Origin of the sequence: Flavobacterium sp. (assembly GCF_043756175.1) — a bacterium.
GTDB lineage: Bacteria > Bacteroidota > Bacteroidia > Flavobacteriales > Flavobacteriaceae > Flavobacterium.
In genome coordinates, this window is sequence record NZ_JAYURN010000103.1 from 1 (window position 1) to 12,045 (window position 12,045).

Genomic DNA, 12,045 nt, shown 5'->3' on the forward strand with positions numbered 1-12,045 from the left:
TATTTAATTTTCAGAAGCCCGATAAAGTTATCATGATCGATTCAACCGATTTTGAAGGTAAGTTTGAATTCAGACCTTTAGAACCTGGTTACGGATTGACAGTTGGTAACGCACTTAGAAGAGTTTTACTTTCTGCTTTAGAAGGTTACGCAATCACATCTATCCGTATAGAAGGTGTAGATCACGAATTCTCAACTATTTCTGGAGTTGTTGAAGATGTTACAGAAATTATCCTTAATCTAAAACAAGTACGTTTCAAACGTCAAATTGAAGATATCGATAACGAATCTGTTACACTTGCAATCTCAGGAAAAAATCAAATTACTGCTGGTGATTTCCAAAAATATATTTCTGGTTTTCAAGTATTAAATCCAGACCTTGTAATTTGTAACTTGGACAGTAAAGTGAACCTTAACATGGAAATGACTATCGAAAAAGGTAGAGGATACGTTCCAGCTGAGGAAAACAAAAAACAAAATGCTGCAATTGGTACTATTTTTACCGATTCTATCTTTACACCTGTAAAGAATGTGAAGTATGCTATTGAAAACTTCCGTGTTGAGCAAAAAACAGATTATGAAAAATTAGTTTTTGAAATAAAAACTGACGGATCAATTAATCCAAAAGATGCCCTTACTGAAGCTGCAAAAGTATTAATTCACCATTTCATGTTGTTTTCTGACGAAAGAATTACACTTGAAGCTGATGAAATAGCTCAAACAGAATCTTATGACGAAGAGTCATTACACATGAGACAATTGCTTAAAACTAAGCTTGTTGATATGGATCTTTCTGTAAGAGCATTAAATTGCTTAAAAGCAGCTGAAGTTGATACATTGGGAGACTTAGTATCATTCAACAAAAATGACTTAATGAAATTCCGTAATTTTGGTAAAAAATCTTTAACAGAACTAGACGAACTAGTAGCTATTAAAAATTTAACCTTCGGAATGGATTTAGCGAAATACAAATTAGATAAAGAATAAATTACTTCATATTTTGCTCTCCAAAGAGGATTGAAGCAAGATGAAGGTTTAAAAAAATAGGTCATGAGACACGGAAAAAAATTCAATCACTTAAGCAGACAAAAAGGTCACAGAGCAGCAATGCTTGCAAATATGGCTTGTTCTCTAATCGAGCACAAACGTATTAACACTACTGTTGCTAAAGCAAAAGCACTTAAACAATTTGTTGAGCCGCTTATAACAAAATCTAAAGACGATACAACTCACAATCGTCGTATATGTTTCGCTTACTTACGTAGCAAATATGCAGTAACTGACTTATTCAGAGACGTAGCAGCTAAAGTAGGTGATCGTCCAGGAGGATACACACGTATTATCAAATTAGGTAATCGTTTAGGAGATAATGCTGATATGGCAATGATCGAATTAGTAGATTTCAACGAACTATACAACGGTGGTAAGAAAGAAGAAGTGAAAACTAAAAGCCGTCGTGGTGGAAAAGCTAAAAAAGCTGAACCAACTACTGATGCTGCAGCTGAAACTACTGAAGAAGCTACTGATAGTGCAGAATAATATGACATTCAGTTCATAAATATTAAGGATAAACTTTTACTAGTTTATCCTTTTTTTTTACATCTATTAAATATTAAAATTATGAAAAAATTTGTATGTTTTTTTTTATTAACTCTTTCAACTTTCGTTTTTGGGCAAAATTTTGGCACTAAAGAAGGAGGCTTTCAACAATTTGAAAGCGGTGGTAGTGGAATGTGGGTTAAAGGATCAACTATTGATAATACTATTGAAGGTTCTTCCTATTTATTTGAAGAATGGGATGGTGTTTTTAAAATTTTTACCGATGAAATGAAGTATTATCCAACACATAATTTGAATTATAACATTAGATCTAAAGTATTAGAATCTAAAATTTCTAAAGATTCTGTTTTTCAATATGATCTTAAAACAATAAGTTTTATAAAACGTGGTGAAGAAAAATACGTATTTTATACAATACAAGAAAAAAAGGAACTTTGTCTAGAACTCTATAGTTCAAATAAAATTGTATTTATCAAAGATTTTAAATTGTTTTTGATTAATGGAACATTAAATCCTTTAACTCAAGAGAAACCTAAATCTAGATACGAGAAAAAACAGGTATACTTCTTCAAAGTTATAAATAATGAATTTCATGAAATATATTTAAAAAAGAAATCAATATTAAAATTATTTGGAGATAAATCAAAATTAGTTGATAAATATGCTTCCGATTCGAATTTGAAATTTTCATCGGAAAAAGATTTATGTGAAATATTTAAATATTATGATTCCCTTTAATGTTTTTTAAGTTATAAAAAATTAAGGATAAACTTTATAGTTTATCCTTTTTTTAAATTATTTTTGTACCACAACAATATAACACAATGCAACACACAACAAAACAAGCAGCAATTTTACTACTAAGTGACGGAACAATTTTTCACGGTAAATCAATAGGAATAAGTGGAACTACATTTGGAGAAGTATGTTTCAATACTGGAACAACAGGTTACCAAGAAATATTTACTGATCCATCTTATTTCGGACAAATTATGGTCGCTACCAATGCACACATAGGAAACTACGGTGTCAATAAGGATGAAATAGAATCAGATAGAATCATGATTTCGGGATTAGTTTGCAAAAATTTTTCTGATTTTCATTCTCGTCCAGATTCAGAAAGTAATTTATTAGATTATTTCAAAAAACAAAATTTAGTTTGTATTTCCGATGTCGATACTAGAGCTCTTGTGAGTTATATTCGTGATAATGGAGCTATGAACTCTGTCATTTCAACCGACGGAACTTCAATAGAGGAACTTAAAAAACAATTGGCTCAAATTCCAGATATGAAAGGGTTAGAGTTGGCGTCCAAAGTTTCTACTAAAGAACCATATTTTTATGGAAATGAAACTGCAAAATATAAAATCTCGGCATTAGATTTAGGAATTAAAACTAATATACTTCGCAATTTAGCCAAAAGAGATTGCTACGTCAAAGTGTTTCCGTACGATGCAAAGTATGAGGACTTAAAAGCGTTTAATCCAGATGGTTATTTCTTGTCTAACGGGCCTGGAGATCCAGATCCTTTAGAAAGTGCAATCTCAGTTGCTAAAGAAATTATTTCAAATAACAATCCACTTTTCGGAATCTGTTTGGGCCACCAAGTAATTGCATTAGCAAATGGCGTTTCAACATATAAAATGTTCAACGGACATAGAGGAATAAATCATCCTGTTAAAAATCTAGTAACAGGTAAAGGCGAAATAACTTCTCAAAATCACGGATTCGCTGTCAACAAAGAAGAATTAGACAATCATCCTGATTTAGAAATCACCCATTTACATGTTAATGACTTGACTGTAGCGGGAATGCGTATGAAAAGGAAAAACTGTTTCTCGGTACAATATCATCCAGAGGCAAGTCCTGGGCCACACGACTCTAGTTACTTGTTTGATGATTTTATCGAAAATATAAAACTTTCAAAAAACTAAATTATATTTGTAATCTAAAGTCTAAAATCATAAATCTAAAATTATAATGAGCATAATTATAAAAATTCACGCAAGACAAATTTTCGACTCAAGAGGAAATCCAACTATCGAGGTTGATGTAGTAACCGAAAATGGTGTTTTAGGACGCGCTGCAGTTCCTTCTGGAGCTTCAACTGGTGAACACGAAGCGATGGAATTGCGTGATGGAGGAAAAGCATATCTAGGAAAAGGCGTTTTAAAAGCCGTAGAAAATGTAAACTCGATAATCGCAGCCGAATTACTTGGAACTTCTGTTTTCGAGCAAAATCTAATCGATAAAATGATGATCGATTTAGACGGAACGCCTAATAAATCAAATCTAGGAGCAAATGCAATTCTTGGTGTTTCTTTAGCAGCAGCAAAAGCAGCGGCAAACGAATTAGGATTGCCATTATACAGATATATTGGTGGTGTTTCTGCTAACACATTACCAGTTCCTATGATGAATATCATCAACGGTGGTTCACATTCTGATGCGCCAATTGCGTTTCAAGAATTTATGATTATACCAGTGTCTGCAACTTCATTTACACAAGCGATGCAAATGGGAACAGAAATTTTTCATCACTTGAAAAAAGTTTTGCATGACAGAGGTTTATCTACAGCAGTAGGTGATGAAGGTGGTTTTGCGCCTAATTTAGCTGGCGGAACCGAAGATGCTCTAGATACAATTAAAAAAGCAGTCGAAAGTGCAGGATATACTTTTGGCGACGATATTATGATTGCTTTAGACTGTGCCGCTTCAGAGTTTTATGTAGACGGGAAATACGATTATACAAAGTTCGAAGGAGCAACAGGAAAAATCAGAACATCAGAAGAACAAGCAGATTATTTAGCCGAATTGGCTTCAAAATATCCAATTATTTCTATCGAAGACGGAATGTACGAAGACGATTGGAAAGGTTGGAAATATCTAACTGAAAAAATCGGAAACAAAACACAATTAGTTGGCGACGATTTATTTGTAACCAATGTAACTCGTTTGTCACGTGGAATCAATGAAGGAATTGCAAATTCTATTCTTGTAAAAGTAAACCAGATAGGAACATTAACCGAAACTATTGCAGCTGTAAATATGGCGCATAATGCAGGATATACATCTGTAATGTCCCACCGTTCTGGCGAAACCGAAGATAGTACTATTGCCGATTTGGCAGTAGCATTAAACTGTGGTCAAATAAAAACAGGTTCAGCTTCTCGTTCTGACCGTATGGCAAAATACAACCAATTATTGCGTATCGAAGAAGAGTTAAATGATGTTGCTTATTTCCCCGGTAATAGAGCATTCAAAAAATAAATTTATTTTAATTTGAAGCAAATCCCGCTTTTCGCTTCAAGTACTCATTCAAAAAAACTGTTTTTCTAAACAACAACAGGAGCTTCCTTTGGTCGCTCTGTTGTTGCAAGAAAAATTAGTTTTTTTAATTTCGTAGCTTTCCGCTTCACTCGGGGCTAGAAAGTAACAGTCAATTTAGAAACAAAAATTAAAATTAAATATTCATTATTAAAAACTTATACGAATTAAAGTTTTTAATAAAAAGACCTGATTTTTAATGTAATTTAGACTCTACGTCTTAGCGAGGTGAGAGAAAAACAGAAAACTTAAACTAACTGATTTGACTTATGTATTGCAAAATAAAATAAATTCCTTTCAATATTCCATATAAATACACCCAAAACAGACTAATCAAGCCTTCGTTTTTATAATAAAATAGCTTTTACCAATTATTTAACTAAAACGATACATGAAATCTTTTTTAATTAGTAAGGAATTTCATAGCTTTGTTAAATTAAATATTTTAGATAAATTCCCAAATTATATTATGTCAAATACAGCAACAATAGAAATTGATGGCAAAAAGTATGAATTTCCAACAATAACAGGAAGTGAAAATGAAGTAGCTATAGATATTAGTAAACTAAGAGACTTAACAGGAGTCATTACTATGGATCCTGGTTACAAAAACTCAGGAGTTTGTAAATCAGAAATAACATTCCTAGACGGAGAAGAAGGAATCCTTCGTTACAGAGGGTACTCAATCGAAGATTTAGCTGATAAAGCAGATTTTCTTGAAGTTTCTTACTTGGTAATTTTTGGCGAATTACCTACAAAAGCAGAATTAGAAAGATTTGAAAATAATATTCGTAAATATACTTTGGTAAATGAAGAAATGAAAAACATCATCGATGGTTTTCCAAAAACAGCTCATCCAATGGGTGTTTTGTCTTCCCTAACAAGTGCTTTAACAGCATTTAACCCAAAAGTGGTTAATGTAGAAAACGAAAAAGAAATGTATGAAGCTGTTTGCAAAACTATGGGTAAATTCCTGGTTCTTGCTACATGGACATTTAGAAAAAGCATGGGTTATCCTCTAAATTATTATGATAATACCATCGGATATGTAGAGAATTTTATGCAATTAATGTTTAGATTGCCTACTGGGCCTTATGCTGCAAATCCAGTTGTAGTAGCAGCATTAGATAAATTATTTATACTTCATGCAGATCATGAGCAAAACTGTTCTACATCGACAGTAAGAATGGTAGGTTCATCTCATGCAGGATTATTTGCTTCAATATCAGCGGGAGTTTCAGCACTTTGGGGTCCACTTCACGGTGGAGCAAACCAAGCAGTGTTAGAAATGTTGCAAGACATTCAAAACGATGGTGGTGATGCCGAAAAATATTTGGCTAAAGCCAAAGATAAAAATGACGAATTTCGTTTGATGGGATTCGGACACAGAGTATACAAAAATTTTGATCCAAGAGCAAAAATCATCAAACAAGCAGCCGACGAAGTTTTAAGAACTTTAGGCGTTGATGATCCAATTCTTCAAATTGCAAAAAAATTAGAAGAATCAGCCTTAGTAGATGAGTATTTTGTGTCAAGAAAATTATATCCAAACGTCGATTTCTATTCAGGAATTATATACCGAGCTTTAGGAATTCCTACAGATATGTTTACAGTATTATTCGCAATTGGTCGTCTTCCAGGTTGGATAGCACAATGGAAAGAAATGCGTGAAAACAAAGAACCAATTGGTCGTCCTCGTCAAGTATATACAGGTCATCCCTTAAGAGATTTTGTTCCTGTAGAAAAACGATAATTTCTTAATAATTTAAACGAAAAGCTTCTCATAATCGGGAAGCTTTTTTTATATTTGCTAATAATCAAATAGGTTGTAAGAGATAGGTTTTTATCTAAATCTGCATTTCAAATAAATACTTTATGAGTAAGAACGTTGTTTTTTTAATCAATAAATCAGAAATAACCGCAGGGACAAGAGGTGCTTCTTTAGGGCCTGATGCAATAATGACAGCAGCCAGAAAAAAAGGAAGCTATATTTTTGGAGAGAACGAAGTTCAAAAAATATTAAACGTTAATAATTTTTTAGATAAGCCTACTTCATTTCCATTTGGAAAACGAATCGACGGATTGCTGAATGTTTATAATGAGTTGAATGATAAAGTATCTGCGATTTTAAATAATAATTTGTTCCCATTTTTATTGGCAGCAGATCATGGTTCCGCAGGTGGTACAATTGCTGGTGTAAAATCAGCTTTCCCACAAAAAAGATTAGGGGTAGTTTGGATTGATGCACACGCCGATATTCATACGCCTTATACCACGCCGTCTGGAAACATGCATGGCATGCCTTTGGCAACGGCCTTAAATATTGACAATCTCGAATGTAAAACCAATGAAGTAGATCAAGAAACGATTTCGTTTTGGAATCAACTCAAACAAGTTGGAAAGATCACCCCAAAAGTGAATCCAGAAGATATTGTTTATATTGGTGTTCGCGATACTGAAGCTCAAGAGAATTCTATAATGGATCGTTTGAAGATTAAGAATTGCCAGGTATCTGAAGTCCGTTCTAAAGGAGTTGCTGAAATTATTAAAATTGTTAACGAAAGACTCAAAGATTGCGATATAATTTATGTTTCTTTTGATGTAGATTCTATGGATCCAGATTTAACGTCACACGGAACAGGAACTCCTGTCGATGATGGATTAACGCCACAAGAAGCCAAAGAAATATTAATTGCATTGGCACAAAACTCAAAAACGATTTGTATTGAAGTGGTTGAAGTAAATCCATGTCTTGACGAAAAAGAAAATACAATGGCCGAAATAACACTTGATATTGTTGAAGCAATAACACAAACTATTAAATCATAATTCTGTGAAACAAACTACAAATTCTATACTAATGATTCGCCCAGTAGCGTTTCGTATGAATGAACAAACGACGGTAAATAATTATTACCAAAAAGTGATTGATGGTTTGTCGCCAGAAACGGTAAATACTAAAGCACAAGAAGAATTTGACACTTTCGTAAATAAATTACGAATGGTTGGAGTCGATGTTACAGTAGTCGATGATACATTAGAACCAAGTACGCCAGATTCTATTTTTCCTAACAACTGGATTTCTTTTCACGAAAGTGGAGATGTGGCTTTGTATCCTATGTTTGCCGAAAACAGAAGATTAGAACGTCGTGAAGAAATTTTAGATATTCTTGAAGACAAAGGTTTTGTGGTTAATGAAATCATGGATTATTCTTCGGCAGAAGAAGATGGTTTTTTCTTAGAAGGAACTGGAAGCGTCGTTTTAGATAGAGAAAATGACAAAGCGTATTGTGCGCTTTCGCCTCGTGCTGACGAAGAATTATTTATCGAATTCTGCGAGGATTTCGAATATACACCTGTTATTTTCGAAGCTTTTCAAACAGTAGGAAATGAAAGAAAACTCATCTATCATACCAATGTAATGATGTGTGTTGCCGATACTTTTGCCGTTATTTGTGCAGATTGTATCGATGATAAAAAAGAGCGAAAAATGGTTCTAGATAGTTTGAAATCTGACGGAAAAGAAATTATTCTAATCTCAGAAGATCAGATGAATAATTTTGCAGGAAATATGCTTGAATTGCAAGGAACTGATGAACGTCGTTATTTGGTTATGAGCGCATCGGCATACAAAAGTTTAACTAAAAAACAAGTGGCGCAACTAGAAGAACATATCACAATCTTAAGTTCAAGTTTAGATACTATCGAAGCTTGTGGTGGTGGAAGCGCTCGTTGTATGATGGCGGAAATTTTCCTTCCAACAGAAGATTAGTTTAATTATGAATTTGTAAATTATGAATTATCTGATATTTATAATTCATAATTTACAATTCATTCATATTCCTCTCACAATACTCAATATAGAACTAATAATGTATTGAACCCCAATTGCAATAGTTAAGAATCCTACAATTCTAGAAATTGCTACAATTCCTGAAGCACCTAGTATTTTAGAAAGATAATGTGCGCTTCTTAAAACCAAATAAATGCTAACCGATACCGCTATAATTGCTGCCGATGAGATAATCATTTCATTGTTTGTATGGTGTTCTTGATAAAAGGCAATAAGTAGCGACATAGAGCCTGGCCCAGCAAGCATTGGCATGGCAAGCGGTGTAAGTGCAATGTCATTTCTGTTTTCAACATCAGTTTTTACTTTTTTACCAATACCTCTTTTTTTGCTAAATTTTCCAGAAAGTAACGAAAAACCAGAACTCGCAATTATAATTCCGCCAGTGATTCGCAAGGCATTTATAGTAATTCCGAAAAAGGAAAGAATATATTGACCTACAAAAAACGAAATTATCAAAATAATACAAACATTTATCGATGTCCAAAGCGAGATTCTAGAACGCTCTTTTTTCTCGTCATGTTGTGTAAGTCCTACGAAAATAGGGATTGTTCCTATTGGGTTTAGTACCGAAAATAAGGCGAAGAATAGATAGATAAATAACTCCATGGTTTTTTTGTAAAAGTAATTGGTTATATTTTTTCGCTTATTACGAAAACATCAATATTGTATAAAGGTATATATTTTTAGGGAAAGCCACAATTTTGAGTACTTTTGTAAAAAAAATATATATAATGAGCAATAAAAAAACGTTGGTACTTGGTGCTTCAACAAAACCAGATAGATACGCATTTAAGGCAGTAACCATGTTGGTCGAAAAAGGTCATTCAGTAATTGCCATTGGTCAAAATGCTGGAGAAGTTGCAGGAATAAATATTAGAACTAAAAACATTCCATTGGCAAGTATTCACACTGTGACACTATATCTGAATCCAACTCGTCAGCGTGATTATTATAACTATATATTAGAAACCAAACCCAAACGTGTCATTTTTAATCCAGGAACCGAAAATCCAGAATTTTATCAGTTGTTAAAAGCAAATGGGATTAAAGTTGAGGAATCTTGTACATTGGTTTTATTGGCGACGAATCAATATTAAGAGCAAATAATTTATACATATTTGTAAATCATATTCTAGCTTTCATTCCAAACGTATTTCACAGAACTCCACTTAAAACAAAAAATAAGTGAAGTAATCTACCCAAGAAAAATGGATGGGATTTTCAATTAATCGGATTAATTAGTAAATCATTTTTCCTTTGGAGAATAAAAACACCTGTCAGGTTTTCAAAATCTGACAGGTGTTTTTATTTAAAACCTAGTTTCCTTAGTTGCAGGTTTGCTAATTGATAATAATCCAATAAACGTGATTAATCCATTTATAATAATTAGTTCATTATCTATCACATAATCGCCAAATAATTTTGCCGAGTTTGTACTTATAAAATAACAAATGGCAGGTGAGATTAAACAAATAAAAGGAACCAGTTTGTCATTGACCGTTTTCGATTTTACAAACAATCCAAAAGCGTACAATCCTAAAAGTGGGCCATAAGTATACGAAGCGATTTTAAAAATCATTTTCACCACTGAAGCATCATTTACAGAGTTGAAAATTACAATGACTAAAAACATTAAAAACGAAAATCCAATATGAACTAAATGTCGTGTTCTTACAATATTAGGTTTGTTTAAGTTTTCGGTTTTATCCATTCCTAAAAAATCGACACAAAAAGAAGTTGTTAGTGCTGTTAATGCTGAATCGGTTGTTGCAAAAGTTGCAGCTGTGAGTCCCAACAAAAATACTATTGCAGGAATTAATCCCAAAGATTTTAATGCGATTTCTGGAAACAAAAAGTCGGTTCTCGCAACGCCGTCAACCATAGGAACTTGTATTCCGTTTTTCTCTGCAAACATGTAAAGTAAAGCTCCAACGCTCAAGAAAAATATATTAATAATGACAAAAATCCCTGTAAAAGTGAACATGTTTTTTTGTGCTTCTCCAATGTTTTTGCAACTCAAATTCTTTTGCATCAAATCTTGATCTAAACCTACCATAGCAATAGTTACGAATATTCCACCTAGAATTTGTTTCCAGAAATAGTTGCCTTTGTTATAATCATCAAAGAAAAATATTTTAGAATAATTACTATTTTTTACTTCTTCAAAAGCGGTAAAAATGCTTAAATCTAAACTTCTGCAAATAAAAAATATAGTCAAGAAAACTGATAATACTAAGAAAAATGTTTGTAAGGTATCAGTAATAATTATCGTTTTTAGTCCGCCACGATAGGTGTATGCAAAGATTAATAATAACGACATCATTACTGTAAATGTAAACGGAACACCATAATAATCGAACACATAACGTTGCAAAACGATAACGACTAGATATAATCTAAAAGAAGATCCAATTGTTCGACTTATTAAGAAAATAGTGGCAGCGGTTTTGTAACTAACCACGCCCAATCGTTGTTCTATATATCCGTAAATCGAGGTTAGATTCATACGGTAATACAACGGAAGCAATACTTTTGCAATGATGATAAATCCAATCGCATTTCCTAAAACAAACTGAAAATATTTGAATTGCAAATCGGGATTTCCTACTTCGCCTGGAACTGATATAAATGTTACGCCGGACAATGCGGTTCCTATCATTCCGAAGGCAACAAGATACCATTTTGAGTTTTTGTTGGCTTTAAAAAAGGCTTCATTACCGCTATCTTTTTTGCTCACAACATGAGAAATAATAAATAAGATTCCGAAGTAAATTACAATAAGGAATAGGATTGCAAATGGTGTCATTTTGTAAATTTTATTTGCCGCAAAATACAAAAAAATGTTTAATCGGTTATTTGGTTATGCGGTTATTTAGAGGATTTCTTGAAACTAACAAATAACCGCATAACCAAATAAACAAAATGCTTACTTTTGTTATATGGAATTTTCATCAAAACTATTAGAAAAAGCAGTAAACGAAATGGCGCAATTGCCAGGAATAGGTAAGCGAACGGCATTGCGACTGGTTTTGCATTTGCTAAAGCAACCTAAAGAGCGAACAACTTTCTTGGCACAATCGTTACTTACTATGCGTGAGGAAATTAGATTTTGTGCAAACTGTCATAACATTTCCGATGTTGCTGTGTGCGAAATTTGCTCAAATCATAATAGGAATCATCAAATCGTTTGTGTGGTAGAAGATGTTCGCGATGTAATGGCTATCGAAAATACTGGTCAATTTCGTGGAATTTATCACGTTTTAGGAGGAAAAATTTCACCTATAGACGGTGTAGGTCCAAGCCAGT

At 33.0% G+C, this 12,045-nt stretch carries 12 protein-coding genes; 10 read left to right on the plus strand and 2 right to left on the minus strand.

Annotation, left to right across the window (positions count from 1 at the left end; all coding sequences use genetic code 11):
• The 8 genes from ACH2BP_RS08045 to ctlX all read left to right on the plus strand — a co-directional run.
• Positions 1–986: DNA-directed RNA polymerase subunit alpha (locus ACH2BP_RS08045; RefSeq protein ID WP_395058736.1), on the plus strand; the 986-nt coding region annotated here is incomplete at its 5' end.
• Positions 987–1,049: 63 nt separating this feature from the next.
• Positions 1,050–1,538 carry a 50S ribosomal protein L17 gene (gene rplQ / locus ACH2BP_RS08050; protein WP_395058738.1) on the plus strand — a complete coding sequence of 163 codons (489 nt, stop codon included), beginning with the start codon at positions 1,050–1,052 and terminating at the stop codon, positions 1,536–1,538.
• A gap of 81 nt (positions 1,539–1,619) precedes the next feature.
• Positions 1,620–2,297, plus strand: a complete 678-nt coding sequence (locus ACH2BP_RS08055; protein WP_395058740.1) for a hypothetical protein — start codon at positions 1,620–1,622, stop codon at positions 2,295–2,297.
• Between the two features lie 86 nt (positions 2,298–2,383).
• Positions 2,384–3,493: a glutamine-hydrolyzing carbamoyl-phosphate synthase small subunit gene (carA, locus tag ACH2BP_RS08060; RefSeq protein ID WP_395058742.1), complete on the plus strand. Its 1,110-nt coding sequence runs from the start codon at positions 2,384–2,386 to the stop codon at positions 3,491–3,493.
• A 46-nt stretch (positions 3,494–3,539) separates the two neighbouring features.
• Positions 3,540–4,829, plus strand: a complete 1,290-nt coding sequence (gene eno / locus ACH2BP_RS08065) for a phosphopyruvate hydratase (protein WP_395058744.1) — start codon at positions 3,540–3,542, stop codon at positions 4,827–4,829.
• 526 nt (positions 4,830–5,355) lie between these two features.
• The gene (locus ACH2BP_RS08070) at positions 5,356–6,639 is read left to right on the plus strand and encodes a citrate synthase (RefSeq protein ID WP_395058746.1); all 1,284 of its coding nucleotides are present in this window, start codon (positions 5,356–5,358) and stop codon (positions 6,637–6,639) included.
• Between the two features lie 122 nt (positions 6,640–6,761).
• Positions 6,762–7,715 carry an arginase gene (locus tag ACH2BP_RS08075; RefSeq protein ID WP_395058748.1) on the plus strand — a complete coding sequence of 318 codons (954 nt, stop codon included), beginning with the start codon at positions 6,762–6,764 and terminating at the stop codon, positions 7,713–7,715.
• Between the two features lie 4 nt (positions 7,716–7,719).
• Positions 7,720–8,658: a citrulline utilization hydrolase CtlX gene (gene ctlX / locus ACH2BP_RS08080; RefSeq protein ID WP_395058750.1), complete on the plus strand. Its 939-nt coding sequence runs from the start codon at positions 7,720–7,722 to the stop codon at positions 8,656–8,658.
• Positions 8,659–8,721: 63 nt separating this feature from the next.
• Here ctlX and ACH2BP_RS08085 read toward each other — a convergent pair whose 3' ends face one another.
• Entirely contained in the window at positions 8,722–9,345 is a 624-nt protein-coding gene (locus tag ACH2BP_RS08085) for a MarC family NAAT transporter (RefSeq protein ID WP_395058752.1), read from the minus strand.
• A 125-nt stretch (positions 9,346–9,470) separates the two neighbouring features.
• Here ACH2BP_RS08085 and ACH2BP_RS08090 point away from each other — a divergent pair, with 125 nt between their 5' ends.
• Positions 9,471–9,836 (plus strand): CoA-binding protein, encoded by a 366-nt coding sequence (locus tag ACH2BP_RS08090; RefSeq protein ID WP_395058754.1) that lies wholly within the window; start codon positions 9,471–9,473, stop codon positions 9,834–9,836.
• A 212-nt stretch (positions 9,837–10,048) separates the two neighbouring features.
• Here the strand turns inward: ACH2BP_RS08090 and ACH2BP_RS08095 are convergent, their stop codons facing one another.
• Positions 10,049–11,545: a sodium:solute symporter gene (locus ACH2BP_RS08095; RefSeq protein ID WP_395058756.1), complete on the minus strand. Its 1,497-nt coding sequence runs from the start codon at positions 11,543–11,545 to the stop codon at positions 10,049–10,051.
• A gap of 133 nt (positions 11,546–11,678) precedes the next feature.
• On the opposite strand from ACH2BP_RS08095, the gene ACH2BP_RS08100 reads away from it, so the two are divergent.
• Positions 11,679–12,045, plus strand: a 367-nt coding sequence (locus tag ACH2BP_RS08100) for a recombination mediator RecR (protein ID WP_395058758.1), incomplete at its 3' end; no start/stop codon positions are given.

Excerpts from the sequence above, each read along its gene's own strand:
- rplQ (WP_395058738.1), top strand. The coding sequence starts at position 1,050 with ATGAGACACGGAAAAAAATTCAATCACTTAAGCAGACAAAAAGGTCAC.
- ACH2BP_RS08055 (WP_395058740.1), top strand. The coding sequence starts at position 1,620 with ATGAAAAAATTTGTATGTTTTTTTTTATTAACTCTTTCAACTTTCGTT.
- carA (WP_395058742.1), top strand. The coding sequence starts at position 2,384 with ATGCAACACACAACAAAACAAGCAGCAATTTTACTACTAAGTGACGGA.
- eno (WP_395058744.1), top strand. The coding sequence starts at position 3,540 with ATGAGCATAATTATAAAAATTCACGCAAGACAAATTTTCGACTCAAGA.
- ACH2BP_RS08070 (WP_395058746.1), top strand. The coding sequence starts at position 5,356 with ATGTCAAATACAGCAACAATAGAAATTGATGGCAAAAAGTATGAATTT.
- ACH2BP_RS08075 (WP_395058748.1), top strand. The coding sequence starts at position 6,762 with ATGAGTAAGAACGTTGTTTTTTTAATCAATAAATCAGAAATAACCGCA.
- ACH2BP_RS08085 (WP_395058752.1), bottom strand. The coding sequence starts at position 9,345 with ATGGAGTTATTTATCTATCTATTCTTCGCCTTATTTTCGGTACTAAAC.
- ACH2BP_RS08090 (WP_395058754.1), top strand. The coding sequence starts at position 9,471 with ATGAGCAATAAAAAAACGTTGGTACTTGGTGCTTCAACAAAACCAGAT.
- ACH2BP_RS08095 (WP_395058756.1), bottom strand. The coding sequence starts at position 11,545 with ATGACACCATTTGCAATCCTATTCCTTATTGTAATTTACTTCGGAATC.